Origin of the sequence: Pseudomonas sp. NPDC087612, assembly GCF_044743505.1 — a bacterium.
Classification (GTDB): domain Bacteria; phylum Pseudomonadota; class Gammaproteobacteria; order Pseudomonadales; family Pseudomonadaceae; genus Aquipseudomonas.
The window spans coordinates 39,715-58,956 of record NZ_JBIUWO010000012.1 but is presented as its reverse complement, the minus strand read 5'-3'; the positions used below and the strand labels follow the sequence as shown (position 1 = coordinate 58,956).

The 19,242-nt window shown below is 63.1% G+C and carries 16 protein-coding genes; 5 read left to right on the top strand and 11 right to left on the bottom strand.

Annotated features, from left to right (window positions below; genetic code table 11):
• Nucleotides 1-24: 24 nt before the first annotated feature.
• Both ACIOVF_RS23155 and ACIOVF_RS23150 read right to left on the bottom strand, forming a co-directional pair.
• On the bottom strand, nt 25-954 hold the full coding sequence (locus tag ACIOVF_RS23155; protein WP_045200521.1) for an electron transfer flavoprotein subunit alpha/FixB family protein: 930 nt from the start codon (nt 952-954) through the stop codon (nt 25-27).
• Complete coding sequence (locus ACIOVF_RS23150; RefSeq protein WP_010224703.1) at nt 955-1,704, bottom strand: electron transfer flavoprotein subunit beta/FixA family protein; 750 nt, start codon at nt 1,702-1,704, stop codon at nt 955-957.
• 544 nt (nt 1,705-2,248) lie between these two features.
• On the opposite strand from ACIOVF_RS23150, the gene ACIOVF_RS23145 reads away from it, so the two are divergent.
• Nucleotides 2,249-3,913 (top strand): electron transfer flavoprotein-ubiquinone oxidoreductase, encoded by a 1,665-nt coding sequence (locus ACIOVF_RS23145; protein WP_045200520.1) that lies wholly within the window; start codon nt 2,249-2,251, stop codon nt 3,911-3,913.
• Nucleotides 3,914-3,974: 61 nt separating this feature from the next.
• Here ACIOVF_RS23145 and ACIOVF_RS23140 read toward each other — a convergent pair whose 3' ends face one another.
• The 4 genes from ACIOVF_RS23140 to ACIOVF_RS23125 form a co-directional block, all read right to left on the bottom strand.
• On the bottom strand, nt 3,975-4,376 hold the full coding sequence (locus ACIOVF_RS23140; RefSeq protein WP_045200518.1) for a type II TA system antitoxin MqsA family protein: 402 nt from the start codon (nt 4,374-4,376) through the stop codon (nt 3,975-3,977).
• A 228-nt stretch (nt 4,377-4,604) separates the two neighbouring features.
• Nucleotides 4,605-5,915, bottom strand: a complete 1,311-nt coding sequence (locus ACIOVF_RS23135) for an MFS transporter (RefSeq protein ID WP_045200515.1) — start codon at nt 5,913-5,915, stop codon at nt 4,605-4,607.
• Nucleotides 5,916-6,011: 96 nt separating this feature from the next.
• Complete coding sequence (locus tag ACIOVF_RS23130) at nt 6,012-6,497, bottom strand: hypothetical protein (RefSeq protein ID WP_045200513.1); 486 nt, start codon at nt 6,495-6,497, stop codon at nt 6,012-6,014.
• 181 nt (nt 6,498-6,678) lie between these two features.
• Nucleotides 6,679-7,158, bottom strand: a complete 480-nt coding sequence (locus ACIOVF_RS23125) for a sigma-70 family RNA polymerase sigma factor (RefSeq protein ID WP_093387632.1) — start codon at nt 7,156-7,158, stop codon at nt 6,679-6,681.
• A 228-nt stretch (nt 7,159-7,386) separates the two neighbouring features.
• Here ACIOVF_RS23125 and ACIOVF_RS23120 point away from each other — a divergent pair, with 228 nt between their 5' ends.
• The 3 genes from ACIOVF_RS23120 to ACIOVF_RS23110 are packed head-to-tail and all read left to right on the top strand — an operon-like array spanning nt 7,387 to nt 11,937.
• Nucleotides 7,387-8,565, top strand: coding sequence for an efflux RND transporter periplasmic adaptor subunit (locus tag ACIOVF_RS23120; RefSeq protein WP_093385371.1), 1,179 nt, complete (start codon nt 7,387-7,389; stop codon nt 8,563-8,565).
• Nucleotides 8,566-10,533: a MacB family efflux pump subunit gene (locus ACIOVF_RS23115; protein ID WP_401292719.1), complete on the top strand. Its 1,968-nt coding sequence runs from the start codon at nt 8,566-8,568 to the stop codon at nt 10,531-10,533.
• A gap of 3 nt (nt 10,534-10,536) precedes the next feature.
• The gene (locus ACIOVF_RS23110) at nt 10,537-11,937 is read left to right on the top strand and encodes an efflux transporter outer membrane subunit (RefSeq protein ID WP_401292716.1); all 1,401 of its coding nucleotides are present in this window, start codon (nt 10,537-10,539) and stop codon (nt 11,935-11,937) included.
• 79 nt (nt 11,938-12,016) lie between these two features.
• Here ACIOVF_RS23110 and ACIOVF_RS23105 read toward each other — a convergent pair whose 3' ends face one another.
• On the bottom strand, nt 12,017-13,639 hold the full coding sequence (locus ACIOVF_RS23105) for a twin-arginine translocation signal domain-containing protein (protein ID WP_401292713.1): 1,623 nt from the start codon (nt 13,637-13,639) through the stop codon (nt 12,017-12,019).
• 145 nt (nt 13,640-13,784) lie between these two features.
• Between ACIOVF_RS23105 and ACIOVF_RS23100 the strand changes: the two genes are divergently transcribed.
• Complete coding sequence (locus ACIOVF_RS23100) at nt 13,785-14,756, top strand: siderophore-interacting protein (protein ID WP_401292710.1); 972 nt, start codon at nt 13,785-13,787, stop codon at nt 14,754-14,756.
• Between the two features lie 305 nt (nt 14,757-15,061).
• On the opposite strand, the gene ACIOVF_RS23095 is transcribed toward ACIOVF_RS23100, so the two are convergent.
• From ACIOVF_RS23095 to ACIOVF_RS23080, 4 genes are all read right to left on the bottom strand, one after another.
• Nucleotides 15,062-15,211, bottom strand: a complete 150-nt coding sequence (locus ACIOVF_RS23095; protein WP_156160226.1) for a hypothetical protein — start codon at nt 15,209-15,211, stop codon at nt 15,062-15,064.
• A 331-nt stretch (nt 15,212-15,542) separates the two neighbouring features.
• Nucleotides 15,543-16,955, bottom strand: coding sequence for an aspartate aminotransferase family protein (locus ACIOVF_RS23090; protein WP_045200501.1), 1,413 nt, complete (start codon nt 16,953-16,955; stop codon nt 15,543-15,545).
• A 158-nt stretch (nt 16,956-17,113) separates the two neighbouring features.
• The gene (locus tag ACIOVF_RS23085; protein ID WP_401292706.1) at nt 17,114-18,439 is read right to left on the bottom strand and encodes an ATP-binding protein; all 1,326 of its coding nucleotides are present in this window, start codon (nt 18,437-18,439) and stop codon (nt 17,114-17,116) included.
• Complete coding sequence (locus ACIOVF_RS23080) at nt 18,436-19,119, bottom strand: response regulator transcription factor (protein WP_045200496.1); 684 nt, start codon at nt 19,117-19,119, stop codon at nt 18,436-18,438. The genes ACIOVF_RS23085 and ACIOVF_RS23080 overlap by 4 nt, the downstream gene beginning before the upstream one ends.
• Between the last annotated feature and the right edge of the window lie 123 nt (nt 19,120-19,242).

The window sequence follows — 19,242 nt, the reverse complement described above, 5'->3', positions numbered from 1 at the left end:
TCTTTTATAAGTGAAGCGACTGGATTAAACCAGCTTCTCCAGCTCAGGGATGGCTTCGAACAGGTCAGCCACCAGGCCGTAGTCGGCCACCTGGAAGATCGGCGCTTCTTCGTCCTTGTTGATCGCAACGATCACTTTGGAGTCTTTCATGCCGGCCAGGTGCTGGATCGCGCCGGAAATACCGACGGCGATGTACAGCTGTGGTGCAACGATCTTGCCGGTCTGACCGACCTGCATGTCGTTGGGTACGAAACCTGCGTCGACTGCAGCGCGCGAAGCACCGACGGCAGCGCCGAGCTTGTCGGCCAGGGCGTACAGGTGCTTGAAGTTGTCACCGTTCTGCATGCCACGACCGCCGGAAACGACAATCTTGGCAGCGGTCAGCTCAGGGCGGTCGGACTTGGCCAGCTCTTCGCCAACGAAGGCCGATTTGCCTGCGTCGTGGGCAGCAGCGACAGCTTCAACGGCAGCCGAACCACCTTCAGCGGCAACGGCGTCAAAGCCGGTAGCACGGACGGTGATGACTTTGACGGCAGCGTTCGATTGCACGGTGGCGATGGCGTTACCGGCATAGATCGGACGCTTGAAGGTGTCAGCCGATTCAACCGAGATGATCTCGGAGATCTGGTCGACGTCCAGCAGCGCGGCAACGCGCGGCAGGATGTTCTTGCCGTTGGAGGTGGCAGGAGCCAGCACGTGGCTGTAGCCCTTGCCCAGCTCGGCTACCAGCGGCGCGACGTTTTCTGGCAGCTGGTGAGCGTAGGCGGCGTTGTCGGCAACCAGGACCTTGGCAACGCCAGCGATCTTGGCCGCGGCTTCAGCGACGCCACCGACGTTCTGGCCTGCGACCAGCACATGGATGTCGCCACCGATCTTGGCGGCAGCAGCAACAGTGTTCAGGGTGGCCGGGGCAACGGCACCGTTTTCGTGTTCAGCGATAACCAGGATAGTCATTTAGATTACCTTCGCCTCGTTCTTCAGTTTCTCGACCAGTTCAGCAACCGACTTGACCTTGATACCGGCGCTGCGGGCAGCCGGCGCTTCGACTTTCAGGGTCTTGTTGGTAGAGGCGGTGGAAACGCCCAGCGCGTCTGGAGTAACGGTCTCCAGCGGCTTCTTCTTGGCCTTCATGATGTTCGGCAGCGACGCGTAGCGCGGCTCGTTCAGGCGCAGGTCGGTGGTGACGATGGCTGGCAGGTTCAGCGCAACGGTCTGCAGGCCGCCGTCGATTTCGCGGGTAACGTTGACCTTGTCGCCAGCAACCTCGACCTTGGAGGCGAAGGTGCCCTGGGCGTAACCGCTCAGTGCAGCCAGCATCTGGCCGGTCTGGTTGTTGTCGCTGTCGATGGCTTGCTTGCCAAGGATCACCAGCTGCGGTTGTTCTTTGTCGACCACTGCCTTGAGCAGCTTGGCCACAGCCAGCGAAGTCAGCTCTTCAGCCGATTCGACCAGGATGGCGCGGTCGGCACCCAGTGCCAGGGCAGTACGCAGTTGCTCCTGGGCAGTGGCCGGGCCGACGGTAACGACGACGATCTCGCTCGCAACGCCCTTCTCTTTCAGGCGCACGGCTTCTTCTACGGCAATTTCGCAGAAGGGGTTCATGGACATCTTGACGTTAGCAAGGTCGACGCCGGAGTTGTCCGCCTTGACGCGAACCTTGACGTTATAGTCGACCACTCGTTTGACAGCTACAAGAACCTTCATGGATTCCTCGTTACTCTCCGGTGAAAAGAATGTCGCCTGGGGCAAACCCGGCGATTGCGCGTGGGTACAAGGGCACCTCTAAAAACGATCACAGGTGGACGAATTTAACCCTGACCCAGCGGTCTCGTTTCGGCCTGTCAGTTGCAAAACCCGTGGGTCATTATTTGTCGTGGCGTGTAAACTCCACTACAAAGCGGGTTGTGGCGTAACTGCCCTGCTTTTCGCCTGGTTTTTAGGGGTGCTCCTGCATCCTGCGGTCAGCCTACGGCGAGCGCAAAACCGCTCGTATCTTGACCGTAACGCCCAATCCGGTCAATACGGCAAACCGGTCAGCTTCAAGCCGCGCTTCTTTGATTTTACTGGCCTGCGGCAAATTCAAACAAACGTTTGTATTGGACCCCGCGAGTGGTGTAGATATAATGCGCGGCCAAGAGAAAGCGGTGTAGTCCGTCATCGCTCGAGCTACAGCCCGAGCGTCTGAAAAATGACCGCCTGACACCCGCCAACAAAGAAAAACCGATGAGCCTTGAGTAGGAGAGAACCTGTGGAACGCGAATACATGGAATTCGACGTGGTCATTGTCGGCGCTGGCCCGGCTGGCCTGTCCGCCGCCTGCCGACTGAAGCAGAAGGCCGCCGAAGCCGGTAACGAAATCAGCGTCTGCGTGGTCGAGAAAGGCTCGGAAGTCGGCGCCCACATCCTCTCCGGTGCGGTGTTCGAACCTCGCGCCCTGAACGAACTGTTCCCGGACTGGAAAGAGCTCGGCGCCCCGCTCAACACCGAAGTCAAACGCGACGACATCTACGTGCTCAAGGATGCTGGCAGCTCGATCAAGGTCCCTGACCTGTTCGTGCCCAAGACCATGCACAACGAAGGCAACTACATCATCTCTCTGGGTAACCTGTGCCGCTGGCTGGCCCAGCAGGCGGAGAACCTGGGCGTCGAGATCTACCCGGGCTTCGCCGCCCAGGAAGCCCTGTTCGACGAAAACGGCGTGGTCCGCGGGATTATCACCGGCGACCTCGGCGTCGACCGTGAAGGCAACCCGAAAGAAGGCCTGTATACCCCAGGCATGGAGCTGCGCGGCAAGTACACACTGTTCGCCGAAGGTTGCCGTGGCCACATCGGCAAACAGCTGATCAAGCGTTTCAACCTCGACAGCGAGTCCGACGTCCAGCATTACGGCATCGGCTTGAAAGAAATCTGGGAAATCGATCCGGCCAAGCACGAACAAGGCCTGGTTGTGCACACCGCAGGCTGGCCGCTGGATGTCATGGCCAAGGAAAACACCGGTGGATCGTTCCTCTATCACCTGGAAAACAACCAGGTAGTCGTAGGTTTGATCGTCGACCTGTCCTACTCCAACGCCTACCTGTCGCCGTTTGACGAATTCCAGCGCCTGAAACACCACCCGGTGATCAGCCAGTACCTCGAAGGCGGCAAGCGCATCAGCTACGGCGCCCGCGCCCTGGCCAAAGGTGGCTTGAACTCGCTGCCGAAAATGGTCTTCGCCGGCGGCGCCCTGATCGGTTGCGACCTGGGCACCATGAACGTGGCCAAAATCAAGGGCAGCCACACCGCCATGAAATCCGGCATGCTCGCCGCCGACGCGGTGGCCGAAGCCCTGCTGGCAGGTGGTGAAGGCGGCGATCAACTCAACAGCTACGTTACAGCGTTCAAAGCCAGCTGGCTGTATGACGAGCTGTTCTCCAGCCGTAACTTCGGCCCGGCCATGCACAAGTTCGGCCCGATGCTCGGCGCGGCGTTCAACTACCTCGACCAGAACTGGTTCGGTGGCAAGCTGCCGTTCACCCTGCACGACACCAAGCCGGACTACGCCTGCCTGAAGCTGGCGGCCGACTCGAAAAAAATCGACTATCCAAAACCGGATGGCAAGCTGAGCTTCGACAAGCTGAGCTCGGTGTTCCTCTCCAGCACCAACCATGAAGAAGAGCAGCCGTGCCACCTGAAACTGGCTGACGCGAGCATCCCGATCGGCACCAACCTGCCGCTGTACGACGAACCGGCCCAGCGCTACTGCCCGGCTGGCGTGTACGAAGTAGTCAGCCAGGAAGACGGCAGCAAGCGCTTCCAGATCAACGCCCAGAACTGCGTGCACTGCAAGACCTGTGACATCAAGGACCCTTCGCAGAACATTACCTGGGTCACCCCGGAAGGCGCCGGCGGCCCGACTTACCCGAACATGTAAGTCAGCCGGCCTAAAAAAGCCCCCTCGCCGTTGTGGCCAGGGGGCTTTTTTATCGCTTGTGTCAGGCCGTTCTGACTTCTTCGAACAACTCAGGGTGGCGATCAAGTAGCTTGAGCAATTTGACCAGGGCCAAGGGAGGCTTGGTCTTGCCGTTTTCGTAACGGGAGAATGCATTGACCCCGCCGCCGAATATTTCCGCTGCTTCACGCTGATCAAGTGCCAGCTTCTTGCGTACGGCAGCAATAAATTGCGGGTCGACAGCCGCAGCATTGACCTGCCGATTGAAGGCGAGCATCGCCGCACTGACACGCCGCGACTCTGTATCACTGAGCACCCTCTCAGCACAGGCAGGGCAGTAATCCCCGGCAACATCAGTCACCCGGGTTGTCTCACCTTTGTAGGTGTACGGCAGATCGCGCCTGGCACTGACCAGCTCAGCCGCGCCACAGGCTGGACATTTCATTTTCACAACTCCTTGAAGGACACGATGAGCACATCATCGATGACCGTCAGTTTCAGGTAGACCCGCCAGCGCCCTGACCGTCGAAAGCCTGCAATGAGGCGTGCCTTTCTCCATGAGCAATTAACCTAATAGGTTCAATTTGGCAAATAGGTTAATCCATTTGCCCCGCTCTGGAGTCTGCCCGATCAGCGCCCAGGCAGCAGGGAACCATTGTCACAGCAGATGAACTCAGCAGCGCACCGCCTCATCTTCGAAGGGCACCGCTTCGCGTGCGCCAAAGTACAGTGCCGTAAGCAAGCCAACCACACCCATGACCAGGCAGAAGCCCACGCACACCCATGGGCTCCACGGCATCAGGGCGATCAGCAGCAATGGCGTGGTGCTCGCCCACAGGGCGTAGGCAATGTTGTAGGTAAAGGAAATGCCGGAGACGCGAATCTGCGCCGGGAACAAGCCGACCATCACCGATGGCACCACCCCCACCACGCCACAAGACAGGCCAGCAATGGCATAGGCCAGCCCGGTCCAGCCCCAGCCAGCCACCAGGCTGGCGTAAAGGCCGGCGATGCCCAAGGGCAGCAGCAGGCTGTAGATCATCAAGGCCCGCCAGGCGCCGATACGGTCCACCAGCAAGCCGGCCAGCACACAACCGATATTGAGAAAAACAATGCCCATGCTGCTCAAGGCGAAGGTGTGCCCGGCACTCATGCCGAAGCGCTGCTGCATCACCGTCGGGGTGATCACCACCAGCACCACCACCGCCGAGGTCAGCACGCAGGTGAGCAGCGCTGCCGGTATCAGCGCCCGGCGATGCTCACGCAACACGGTGCGCAAGGGGAAAGCCGGCGGCTGCTCACGGCGCTCGCGCAAGGCCAGGAACACCGGTGTCTCGCTCAACCAGCGGCGCAGCCAGACGCCGATCACGCCGAATACGCCGCCGAGCAGGAACGGGTAGCGCCAGGCGTAATCGAGGATTTCCTGGGGGCTGAACAGCTGCGCCAGGGCCGTGGCGGTCAGGGCGCCGAGCAGGTAACCGAAGGTCAGCCCTGCCTGCAAAAAACCCAGGGCGTAGCCGCGGCGCCCGGGCGGGGCGTGCTCGGCGACGAAGGTCCAGGCGCTCGGCACCTCGCCGCCTACCGCAGCACCCTGAAGGATGCGCAAGGCCAGCAGGATCAGCGGCGCTGCGTAGCCAATCTCGGCGTAGGTGGGCATCACCCCGATCAGCAGGCACGGCAAGGCCATCATCAGGATGCTCAGGCTGAACACCCGTTTGCGCCCCAGGTGGTCGGCGAAATGGGCCATCAGGATGCCGCCCAGCGGCCGCGCCAGATAACCGGTTACAAAAATCCCGAAGCTCTGCAGCAAACGCAGCCATTCGGGCATCTGCGGTGGGAAGAACAACTGGCTAAGGGTCAGGGCGAAGAACACGAATATGATGAAGTCGTAGATCTCCAGCGCCCCGCCCAGGGCCGCCAGACTCAGGGTCTTGTGGTCGCTGCGCGATAGCTGCAGCGGGCGCGCAGGGTCAGTGGCCGTCATAGGGGTATCCGCAAGTGATCGAGTGCCGGTGCGACGGGCGCACCAGGGCAAACGCAAGAGGATAGCAAAAGCTACCCGGCCACACCCAGCGCGGCTTCAGGACTGGCGGCAAAACGCGGTTTGGGCCAGGTCCATTCGCCGTGGGTTGTACGCCGGCCTGGCGGTGCGCTCGGGGATGCCCGGCAAATGGCCGATCACCTGCGGCGAGTCAATGATATGCATGAAGGACTGGATGGTCTCGTTGTCCGGAACCTTGGACAGGCTGACATTCACCGCGCGGCGCTGGTTGTCGGGAATCGAGGGGATCTTCAAGTGTTGCGATTCGTACAGCAAGGCGTGCTGGATCAGCGGGTTGACCCGGCAGAACCGCTCCAGATCAACGCCGGCATGGCTGGCCAGGTCGATGTTGCCCAGCAGCAGGTTGAACGGTTGCAGTGCGCTCTGCACCAGGCGCTGCAGATCCTCGAAGCTCTCGACCGGGGCTATGCGGTAATAGCCCATGCCATTGAGCATCCGTTCCAGTTGCAGCAACTGCATCGGGTGTTCGTCGGCAATCAGGATCCGCAGCGATTTGTTCGGCATCGTCATGACCAAGGCAGAGAGCGTTAGAGACGTTCCTTGACCATACTGCGCCAGATCATCAATTGCAGGCTATTGGCGGGCACTTCGCCAGAGAGAGGGTCTTTACTGATAGTTGTCGGGAAATCGCCATAAATCAAGCAAGGCCATGACGGAATTTTCACATTTTTTCGACGTTGGCCGGTTACTGCGATTCCCACTGACGCATGCGCAGCCGGCAGTGTTTCATGGCGTTAACAATATGTTTCTCCACCACACTGCGCGAGATGCCCAGGCGCTCGGCGATCTGCGGGTGAGAAAGGCCGTCGAGCTTGCGCAGCAGAAAACTCTCGCGACAAGGCTGACTGAGCTCGGCCAGCGCGCGCTGCATCAGGTCCAGGCGCTGATTGAGGTCCATGCTTTGGGATGGCGCGGGGGTAAAGAAACGCTCATCGCTGTCGAGCACTTCAAGCGGCTCGGACTGGCGCAGCAAACCACGTCGATGCCCATCGATCACAAGATTCAGAGCGGTGCGATAGAGAAACGCCCGTGGATGCTCGATATCGTCTTCACCGTTGCGCTCGAGCACGCGGATATAGGCATCGTGGGCAACGTCTTCAGCCGCCTGCCGGTTACCCAGGCGGGCACAGAGAAAACTCACCAGTTCGCGATAGTAGTTTTCCAACACAACACCTGGCCGCGACATCTGCGGGGGGTTCCCTGACTCGTGGTTGAGCGGATCTGAATGATGGCAGTATGCAATAATACAAATTATAATTATTCTCAGCAAGATCAGACCTTGATCCCGGTAAATTCCACGGCCCCCACCTCGTTTACCTGGGAGCCTCCCGTGTCTGCCGTGCCGCTTCGGCAGTGAGATGTCACGGGCCATTCCATCCGGCTGGAACCCTGCATGAAACGCTCATCGAATACTCGTCGCCTGCTGTTGTGCAGTCTCGGCCTGCTCAGCCTGGGCGCCCTGCTCGCCTGGAAAACCCTGCCCGCCGGTGGCGACCCGTTGAGCACCGTTACCGTGACCCGTACCGACATCGAAAGCAGCGTCACGGCCCTGGGTACCTTGCAGCCGCGGCGTTATGTGGACGTGGGTGCCCAGGCTTCCGGGCAGATCCGCAAACTGCACGTCGAGGTGGGAGATCAGGTCAAGGAAGGTCAGTTGCTGGTTGAGATCGACCCCTCCACGCAGCAGGCAAAGCTTGATGCCGGGCGTTTCTCGATCGACAACCTCAAGGCCCAGCTGGATGAACAGAAGGCTCAGTACCAACTGGCCGAGCAACAGTTCAAGCGCCAGCGCAATCTGGCCGCCGGCGGCGCCACCCGCGAGGAAGACGTGCAAAGCGCCCAGGCCCAGCTGAAGGTCACCCAGGCGCGCATCGACATGTACCGCGCACAGATTCGCCAGGCCCAGGCGAGCCTGCGCAGCGACGAGGCTGAGCTGGGTTACACGCGCATTTATGCACCGATGGCCGGCACCGTGGTCGCCGTCGATGCCCGCGAAGGCCAGACCCTTAACGCCCAACAGCAAACCCCGCTGATCCTGCGCATCGCCAAGTTGTCGCCAATGACCGTCTGGGCCCAGGTGTCCGAGGCTGACATCGGCCATGTCAAACCGGGCATGAGCGCCTACTTCACCACCCTGGCCGGCGGCAAGCGGCGCTGGACCAGCAGTGTGCGGCAAATTCTGCCGGTGCCGCCCAAACCCCTGGATCAATCCAGCCAGGGCGGTGGCAGCCCGGCCAGCGCCAGTGGTAGCGGCGCCAGCAGCAAAGTGGTGCTCTATACCGTACTGCTGGATGTCGATAACCCGGACAACGCCCTGATGGCAGAGATGACCACCCAGGTGTTCTTCGTTGCCGGGCGTGCCAGCAAGGTGCTCACCGTACCGGTGGCAGCCCTGGATGATCATGCCGACGGCAATGACCTGCGCATTGCCCAGGTGCTCGACAGCAAGGGCAAGGTCAACCAGCGCCAGGTCCGCACCGGCCTCAGCGACCGCTTGCGGGTGCAGGTGCTCGACGGCCTTGCCGAGGGCGAGCGCCTGCTGATCGGCGCACCTGCCGCAAGCGGGGGTTGAATGTCCACGCCCCTGATCGAACTGCGCGACATCCGCAAATCCTATGGCGGCGTCGATACGCCCAAGGTCGAGGTGGTCCGCGGCATCAGCCTGGCCATCCATCCCGGCGAGTTCGTCGCCATTGTCGGCGCTTCCGGCTCCGGCAAGTCGACGCTGATGAACATCCTCGGCTGCCTTGATCGTCCGACCTCAGGCAACTACTACTTCGCCGGCAAGGACGTCGCCGACCTCGACAGCGATGAGCTGGCCTGGTTGCGCCGTGAAGCCTTCGGCTTCGTGTTCCAGGGCTATCACCTGATCGCCTCGGGTTCGGCCCAGGAAAACGTCGAGATGCCGGCCATCTATGCCGGCACCCCCGCCGCCGAACGCCATGCCCGCGCCGCCGCCTTGCTCGAACGCCTGGGCCTTTCCAGCCGCACCGGCAACCGCCCGCACCAGTTGTCTGGCGGCCAGCAACAGCGGGTGTCGATCGCCCGCGCCTTGATGAACGGCGGACACATCATCCTCGCCGACGAACCGACCGGGGCACTGGACAGCCAGAGCGGCGCCGAAGTCATGGCCCTGCTCGACGAACTGGCCAGCCAGGGCCACGTGGTGATCCTGATTACCCACGACCGCGAAGTCGCGGCGCGGGCCAAGCGGGTCATCGAGATTCGTGACGGCCTGGTGCTCAGTGATTCGGAAGAGCAATCTGCTGCTCCCGCCGCCAGCGCTCCCGGCCTGCAAGCCGAAGACCTGCGCCAGCGCCTGAACCTCGGCGCCACCGCCAGCGGCGCCTGGAAAGGCGAGCTGGTCGAAGCCCTGCAGGCGGCCTGGCGGATCATGTGGATCAACCGCTTCCGTACTGCCCTGACCCTGCTCGGGATCGTCATCGGCGTGGCCTCGGTAGTGGTCATGCTGGCCGTCGGCGAAGGCAGCAAGCGCCAGGTCATGGCGCAGATGGCAGCCTTCGGCTCGAACATCCTGTACCTGAGCGGCAGCGCCCCGACACTGCGTGAACCGGCCGGGGTCATCACCCTCGACGATGTCGCCGCAGTATCCAGCCTGCCGCAGGTGAAGATGATCATGCCGGTGATCGGCAACTCGCTGATGGTGCGCTACGGCAACAATAACCAGCAGTTCTATGTGGGTGGCAACAACACCCACTTCAGCGAAATCTTCAATTGGCCGGTGGTCGAAGGCAGCTTCTTCACCGAGGCCGATGAACAGAGCGCGGCAGCCGTGGCGGTCATCGGCCAGAAGGTGCGGGAGAAACTATTTGGAGCCGGTAACGACCCCATCGGCCAGTACATCCTGGTCGAAAACGTGCCCTTCCAGGTGGTCGGCATTCTCGCCGGCAAAGGCGCAAGCTCGGGCGACCAGGACAGCGACGAGCGCATCGTGGTGCCCTACTCGGCCGCCGCCATCCGCCTGTTCGGCAGCCGCAACCCGGAGTACGTGACCATCGCCGCCGCCGATTCACGGCGCGTGGCCGACACGGAAGCGGCCATCGACCACCTGATGCGCAAGCTTCACAACGGCAAACACGACTATGAACTGACCAACGACGCGGCGCTGATCCAGGCCGAAGCGCGCACCCAGAACACCCTGTCGCTGATGCTCGGCTCGATCGCCGCGATCTCGCTGCTGGTCGGCGGTATCGGGGTGATGAACATCATGCTGATGACGGTGCGCGAGCGCACCCGCGAGATCGGCATCCGCATGGCCACTGGCGCCCGCCAGCGCGACATCCTGCGCCAGTTCCTCAGTGAGGCGGTGCTGCTGTCGATGGTCGGCGGGGTCACCGGCATTGCCCTGGCCCTGTTGATTGGCGGCGTGTTGCTGCTGGCCGATATTGCCGTGGCCTTCTCCTTGCCTGCCGTGCTTGGCGCCTTTGCCTGTGCGGTGGTCACCGGCGTGGTGTTCGGCTTCATGCCCGCGCGCAAAGCCGCCCGCCTCGACCCGGTCAAAGCCCTTACCAGCGAATAATCCATGAACCTGCCCAGCCGTCTCAGTGTCCTGTCGATCAGTTTGGTGCTTGCCGCCTGTACCTCAACCCCCCCTGCACCTTCGAGTGGCCTGCAGGCGCCAGCGCAGTGGCAGGGCCAGGCAGCCAGCACCCCGCTGCCCCACGAGAACTGGTGGCAGCAGTTCTCCAGCCCCGCGCTCGATCAACTGATCGAACACGCCCGGCGCAACAGCTTCGATCTGGCCGCTGCCGCCGCGCGTATTCGCCAGGCTCAGGCCTCGGCGGTCATTGCCGGCGCGCCGTTGCTGCCTGAACTCAAGTTCGGCCTGGATGCCAGACGCCAACGCCTGCTGCATGGCAACGGCTTCGACCAACTCGATGCCAGCAGCCGCGAACGCACCAGCACCTCATTCGGCACCCGCTTGAGCGCCAGCTACGAAGTGGATTTCTGGGGCGGTAAAACGGCCGCACGCGACAGCGCCCTGTTCAACCTGGAGGCTAGCCGTTTCGATCGCCAGACCGTCGAACTGACCCTGCTCAGCGGCGTTGCCAACAGCTACCTGCAGAGCCTGGCCCTGCGTGAGCAGGTGCGTATCGCCCGCCTCAACCTGAGCAATGCCGAGGATGTCCTGCGCCTGGTCGAAACCCGCTATCAGTCTGGCTCGGCCACCGCCCTGGAACTGGCCCAGCAACGCAGCCTGGTCGCCGGCCAGCAACGCCAGGTGCCGTTGTTCGAGCAGCAGTTGCAAGAGGCGCGCATCACCCTGGCAACCTTGCTCGGCGAGCCGGTGCAGGCGCTGCCGGCCCTTGACGAGTCGATCACCGGCCTGAACTGGCCGCAGATCGGCAGCGGCGTGCCCAGCGAGCTGCTCAGCCGCCGTCCCGACATTGCCACCGCCGAAGCCAGCCTGGCCGCCGCCCAGGCAGACGTGCAGGTTGCCCGCGCAGCAATGCTACCGAGCCTGACCCTGGGCGCCGACCTGGGCTCGGGTGCCGACACCTTTGCCCAGGTGCTGCGCAGCCCCTACTACACCCTGAGTGCCGGGCTGGCTGCGCCGATCTTCAACAACGGCCGCCTGCGCGCCGAGCGCGACAAGGCCCGCGCCAAGCAGGACGAACTACTGGAGAATTACCGCAGCAGCATCATCAACGGCTTTGCCGATGTCGAGAAGGCGCTCAATGGCATCAGCGGAGTAGACCAGCAGCGCCAGTCGCAGGATGAGGAAGTGCAGCAGGCGCAGATCGCTTTCACCCTCTCCGAGCGCCGCTACCAGGCCGGAGCCGAAACCCTGCTGACCGTACTGGAAACCCAGCGCACCCTGTACCAGGCGCAAGACCAGCAGGTGCAACTGCGCCTGGCCCGCCTGCAAGGCAGCGTGGCGCTGTACAAGGCATTGGGCGGCGGATGGCAGGTGGTTCGCTAAATCATTGACCTGCCTGCACAAAACCTGTGGGGGCCGGCCTTGCCGGCGATGGCCCGCACAGCAGGCCCAATACAGCCAATCAGCTCACAATCCCGCGCAACGACAAATGCCGCGCATACCAGGGCCGCTGCGGCACCCGGCGCACCAGGTCGCCGATCTTGTCGTCTTCACCAAAGGTAATGCGCAGAGCCAGCTTCATGATCTCGACATCCATTTCCACCGATTTGCCCGGGAACATCCCCGGCGTGGTGCTGCAGCCATGGGTCACCGGCCCCAGCCACGGGTCGTCGACCTCGACCCAGCGCCCCGGGGCGAACCACTGCACGCCATTGACCTCAAGACGCCGAACCTGCCCCGGGTTGTAGCGCTCATGGGCGCGGTACCAATCCTCGATGCGATCATCGATCCAGCCATGGAAACCCCAGAACACCGGGTTGACGTGAGACGAGAACGGATCGCCGAGAAAGTCGTTTTCCGCCTCGTACCAGCGCCCGGCAAAATCAGCAGGGTCCCGGGCAAACGGCACTGGCGCACCGTTGACCGGATCACGTGGCACCGAGGCCCAGCACATGTGCAGCCAATCGTGCAGGTTCATTTCCAGCTCCGAACCGAACGCACCGAGGGTCAGCTTCGACAGGTACAGCGGGTCCTGGTACTGCGATTCCCAGACCTGGAAATTACTGCAGAAGGTCTCGCCGGCCTTGATCGCCGAGACCCATACGCCATAAGCCTCGTCGCCCGGTGCCCGCCAACCGGGCGGTACACAGTAACCGTCATGGTTGTCGTAATAGCGGGCAAAACCCTGGCGGTCGTGTTCGACGCTGGGTTGCGGCAAGGGGAAATGCGGCCATGACGGCAGGTCCTGCATCGACCGCGCCGTACCGAGCATATGCCGGTGCATGAACAGGAAGTCCACCCCCGAACCATTGCGATGCTTGCGCGGGCCGCGGGCATCACGCTCCTTGTCACGCGGGCCGGGCTGCCAGCCCAGGCCACGCAAGGCACCGTGTTTCTCTTCAGACAGCCGATGCCATTTGTCACGGGTCGCGTGCCAGAGCTGATGGAACAAGCGGTGCTCGGCGCTGATCAGCCAGGCTTGCAACTGCGGTGTATAGGGCAGCCGCTCACGGGCTTCAGGAAACAGGCGCTTGACGGCAACGAAGTGACTGTCGGCCAAGGGCAAGACCATCGAGCGATCCAGCGGTTGCAAGCGGCCACTGAGGGTGCCGCTACCGGCATTGGCGAAGCTGCCCCAGACTTCATCCAGGCTCGCGGTACATTCATAACCCGGCCCGCCCTGGGTGCTCATCAGCCGCCAGCGCACCGTGGCGGTGGACGCCCCGACCAAGTCGCCAAGCACTCGGTAGGCGGCCGGGGCGTCGCTGCGCAGAACCAGTTCGGTATCGACAAAACCACGCAGGCCACGGCCTTTGGCGGCGACGTCGAGGTACATCTGCAAGCCTTCCACAGGCAGCCCGGCGAGCTCGCCATCGGCACCGCTCAAACGCAAATCCCAGACGCCGCGCAATTGATCGGCCAGGTGCTGGCCAGCGGCATCCGCAAGCTCAACGCTGGCCTCGCCGGGGGTGACGATGTCGTCCTGTGGATCGTGGGTCAGTTGCTTGTGCGCGTAATAGGCGGCTGGCACGGTCGCGCCCGCCACCGCCAGGCCCGCTATGAATCCTCGTCGCGAAATCGTCATCGTCCTACCCGTATCAGCCATGAAGCAGGCTTTATCCAAGCTAGGACGTTTCCTGGAGGGGGAAATTTAACCACTGCCGCCCTGTGCTAATTCGATCGGCGGCTATTTCGTTTTCAAGGAACCTCCCTTGGAAAAGGTACCGCCCATGTCAGCCTCCACCTCCCTGACCAACGCCCTGGGCAACGGTCTGCGCAAGCTGGTCGGCAAACCTGCCAGAACCAGTGCCTACGGAGTGTTCGATGTGCAGCTCAAAGCCATCATGCCCCTCAGCCCGTCCCTCAGCCGCTTCGTGTTCAGCGGTGAGGATGTCGGGCAGATGCGTACCCTGGCTGCCGACCAGCGCATCAAGATCTTCTTTCCCTCTGCCGATGGCCAATACCCGAACCTGCCCAAGCAAGGTTCCTGGCAGCAAGCGCGTTGCGGCCTGAGCGCCGAGCAGAGCCCGCCGATGCGCACCTACACCATCCGCGACCTGCGCCGCGAGGCACTGGAAGTGGATGTCGACTTCGTCCTGCACGGCGTCAACGGCCCGGCATCGACCTGGGCGACCCAGGCACGCATCGGCGATCGCCTGCAGATGGTCGCCCCGAACCTGGCCTTCGACGCCGACCCCGGCGGCTACGAATGGCGCCCCCCGAAGAACCTGCGCAACCTGCTGCTGATCGGCGATGAAACCGCCCTGCCGGCAATTGCCGGCATCCTCGAACAGATGGCCGCAGACCTGCCCGAAGTCCCGGTACAGGCGTTCATCGAAGTCCCCTGCGAAGCCGATTGCCTCGACCTGACCTGCAGACGCGCCACCGAACTGAACTGGCTGCCGCGCGAAGTGCTGCACTGCACCCACGGCGAAGCGATGATCCATGCCATCCGCGAGCTGGCGCGCCTGCCGGCAGCCGTAGCGCGTACAGGTGCGAAGGTCGCCCTGGAGGAGGTCGATATCGACCGGCAGATCCTCTGGGAACTGGCTCAACCCGGCAACGGCGACTTCTATGCCTGGATCGCCGGCGAGTCGGCAGCGGTGATGAATATCCGTCGCTACCTGATCACCGAGCGCGGGCTGGATCGCAGCGCCCTGACGCTGATGGGCTACTGGCGCGCGGGGCGTAGTTTCGACTGAAGCGCAAAAAAAGGTTCTTCACGGAATCCCGGGGGCTATGATTCTTGGGTTGGGTTGCGGGCTTATCCATTCGATGTGGCGCCGCTGTTGGCCCCTTCCGCCCTTACGGCGGGTCCCTTTTGTTCTTGGCAAAAGTAACCAAAACCGCTCGCTCCAGCATACGGCCCTACGCTGCGCTCCGGGTTCCTTCGCTACGGTGCCTTCCAGGGGCATCGCGGCCTACGACTTGCTTTGCAAGTCTACGTCTCGCGACTTCGGCCTCGGCCGAAGGGTGCTACGCACCAGCCCCCTCCAGACACCTACGCTCAGCCTACTGAAGTCGCGAAGTTACGGGCGGCGCCTGCACTGACGTATCTGCGAAAGCAGATGTTGGCGAAGCCATGCTGACGCAGGAGCGGGACAAGCCCGCTGATAAAACGAGCACCAACTTGTTTGGTCTTGATCTTGATGTTCATGCACGTACTTCCAGGCGCCGCGAAAAGTGACTTCAGGAGGCCGAGTGGAGGTGCCTGTAGGGGCGGTGCGCAGCACCTTCGGCGGCAGCCGAAGACGCGAGACGTAGACTTGCAAAGCAAGTCGTAGGCCGCGATGCCCCGGAAGGTGCCGTAGCGAGGGGACCCGAAGCGCAGCGTAGGGCCGTATGCAGGAGCAAGCGGTTTTGCCTACTTCTTCCCAAGAGAAAAGTAGGCCGCCGTAAAGGCGGAAGGGGCCAGCAGCAGCCCCACACTGAATGGATAAACTCGCAGCCTCAACATCCCAGCCCGGGCTTTTACATGCCTGGGCCGTTTACAGGCTGGCCACCGCCGCAGCAACCGCCCGAGCAAAGCGCGCCGCCACCTCATCAACCTGCTCGGCAGTAATGATCAGCGGTGGCAGGAAACGCACCACGGCGCCCTGACGCCCGCCCAGTTCCAGAATCAGCCCACGCTTTAGGCATTCGCGCTGCACCAGCGGCGCCAGGCGCGGGCAGACCGGCGGATGCCCCTGGGCATCGAGCTGCCCTTGCGGATCAACCAGCTCGACCCCCAGCATCAGGCCACGGCCACGGATATCCCCCAACTGCGCGAAGTCCGCCTGCAAGCGGCGCAGATGGCCGGCCAGGCGTTCGCCCATGGCCTGGGCATGGCTGCACAGGTCGTGTGACTTGAGGTAGTTGATCACCGCCGAGCCTGCGGCCATGGCCATCTGGTTTCCACGGAAAGTACCGGCGTGCGCCCCCGGCTGCCAGGTGTCCAGCCACTGGCGATAGACCACCACCGCCAACGGCAGGCTGCCGCCAATGGCCTTGGACAACACCACCACATCCGGAGTGATGCCTGCATGCTCGAAGGCAAACATTTTGCCGGTGCGGGCAAAGCCACTCTGGATCTCGTCGACGATCAGCGCCACACCGGCCTTCTCGGTAATGCGCCGCACACCGCGCAGCCATTCGATGTCCGCCGGGATCACCCCGCCTTCACCCTGGACCACTTCGACGATCACCGCCGCCGGCAGTTGCACGCCGCTCTCCGGGTCGCTGAGCAGGTTTTCCAGGTAGTGCAGGTTGACCTTCACGCCCTCTTCGCCGCCCAGCCCGAAAGGGCAGCGGTAGTCGTATGGGTACGGCAGAAACTGCACGCCATTGGCCAGCAAGGCGGCCAGCGGCTTCTTCGGCCCCAGGCTGCCCATCAGGCTCAGGGCGCCCTGGGACATGCCGTGGTAGCCGCCCTGGAACGACAGCACGGTGTTACGCCCGGTAGCGGTGCGCACCAGTTTCAACGCCGCTTCCACCGCGTCGGTGCCGGTCGGCCCGCAAAACTGGATCTTCGCTTCGCCGCGCAGTTGCTCGGGCAGCAGGCTGAACAGGTCCTGGACGAACTGGTCCTTGACCGGCGTGGTCAGGTCCAGGGTGTGCAGCGGCAGTTCATCGGCCAGCACCTGCTGGATCGCTTCGATCACCAGCGGATGGTTATGCCCCAGCGCCAGGGTCCCGGCGCCAGCCAGACAGTCGATGAACTGACGCCCTTCTACGTCTTCGACATAGATGCCACGGGCGCGCTTGAGCGCCAGCGGAATGCGCCGCGGGTAACTGCGGGCATTGGATTCCTGCAGGCTCTGGCGGGCCAGCAACGGCGACTCATTGAATGCATAAAGTGTTTCAGCAGCGTCTGCGGTGGAAGACACCGGCAGCGCCTGGGCAAGGCTGATAGCGACTGACATCTGGGAAACCCTCGCAAGCAAGCGGATGTGCCCGTCACGCGCCTGTTGCCAGAGGAGTGCGGGTTGTTATCGCTTGAAAAACGCTTCAGCGCCCTGCGGATTTAGCCGATGCCCATCAACGCTGCGGATTTTTTCAACTGCCGCTTTGCACTTACCGGTTACGACGGGTTTGCCCGCAACGGAATGTGCAACAACACCCGCAAGCCATCGCTGCGGCTGTCAAAGCGCAAGCTGCCGGCACAGCGCTGGACGATCGCCTGGACAATCGCCAGGCCCAACCCGCATCCGCCGCTCTGGCTATGGCGCCAGAAGCGCTCGGTCAGGTGCTCGATGTCCTGTTCGGGAATACCGGGGCCGTGATCGCGCACCAAAAATGCCACCCGGTCCTGCTCCATCTGCACTGCCAGCTCCACCGGTTCGCTGCCACGGGTATGACGCAGGGCGTTGTCGAGCAGGTTGCGCAGGGCCGTGACCGCCAGTGGCGTGGGCATCCCGACGTAGAGCTGGGCGGCGCCGGGCGCCAACTGCAGATCGATGCGCCCGGCGTTGTCGACCCCGGTGTCCAGGATTGCCTGGCGGGCGATCTGCTCGGCGTTGCACTGCAGGCCGTCTTCAAACGACAGTCGGCCTTCCACCCGGGCCAGCAGCAACAGTTGTTCAAGAGTCCGGTGCAGACGATCGGCGCCCTGCTCGGCGTGTTCAAGGGCCTGCTCGCGCACCTCGCCATCGGTCATCCGTGCCACCTGCAGGTGGGTTTTGATCGCGGTCAGCGGGCTGCGCAGCTCATGGGCGGCATCATCGGTCAGGCGCCGTTCGCGCTCGATGGTCTGGCCAATGCGCAAAAACAGCTGGTTCTGGGTTTCCAGCAAAGGTTGCAGCTCACTGGGCAGGCCGCGCACCTGCAAGGGCTCAAGGGAGTCCGGGCTGCGCCGGCGCAAGGCATCGCGCATCCGGTTGAGCGGCGCCAGCCCCTTGCCAACACCCATCCACAGCAAGCCGAGGCTGCCGAGCAAGGCCATCAGCACCGGTGCCGAGGCCGCCAGCAGGATCGAACGGTTGAGGGCCTCGCGCTCCTGATGGCGGTCGGCGGTGGTAATGCGCACATCGCCATGGGCATAGGTGAAACTGCGCCAGCGGGCGCCGTCGATGGTCTGGTCGCGAAACCCGCTGCGCTGGTCGTCGAGGGGCTGCTCATTATTGTGGCTGCGGGCAAGAATCTCGCCGCGCAGCGAGCTGACCTGGCAGGCCATGCCGTCGACGCTCAACTGGTCGGCGCTCAGGCGCGTGCCCTCGCCCTTGCTCGACAGCGGTTGCGGCAACTGGTCGACCAGGCCGGCAACCATGCGTGCCGATGCCACCAGGCGCTGGTCGAGGGAGAACATCATCTGCATGCGCAGGTCGCGCAGCATCCACGCCGCAGCCAGCACCCAGATGACGATGAAGGCGGTGCCCAGGATCAGGGTCAGGCGCAAACGCAAGGTCATGCTTGCGGCTCCTCCGGCAGTTGCGCCGGGCCCAGGCGATAACCGAGGCCGCGCACGGTTTCGACAATACCATTGCCCAGTTTGCGCCGCAGGTGATGGATATGCACGTTCAGGGCGTTGCTCTCGACCTCGTCGCCAAAGCCATAGACGCTGTCCTTGAGCTGTTCGCTGGAGAGCACCCGGCCACGGTTGTGTAGCAGCGCCTGCAATAGCGCCTGCTCGCGCCGCGACAGGTCGACCGGGCGGCCACCCAGGCAGGTTTCGCGGCTGCTGGGGTCGTAGCTTAGCGGGCCATGCTCGATGATGTTCACCGCTCGCCCGGCGGCGCGGCGCAGCAAGGTGTGCAGACGTGCGGCCAGTTCACGCAGGTCGAACGGCTTGAGCAGGTAATCGTCGCCACCGGCCTGTAGGCCCTCGACCCGGTCAGTGACCGCATCGCGGGCGGTGAGGATCAGCACCGGCAGCTCATGGCCCTGCTGGCGCAGGCGCTGCAGCAGCTTGAGGCCGTCTTCGTCGGGCAGGCCGAGGTCGAGGACCATGACGTCGAACGCCGCGGCCTGGAGCATGGCCTGGGCCGCGCCGGCGCTGGCCACCCGGTCGACGGTCATGCCCTGGGCGCCCAGGCCGGCGCTGATGCCGCTGGCGATCAGGTCATCATCCTCGCAGAGCAGTACGTGCATGGTCGGGTCTCGGTCATGAAAGGCTTTATTCAAGCCCAGGCGGATTAACCCAGGATTATGCCGCGCCAGGCCACAACCGTCGCGGCCTTGGCGACAGCCGTCAGCCAACGGGTTAACTTTCGG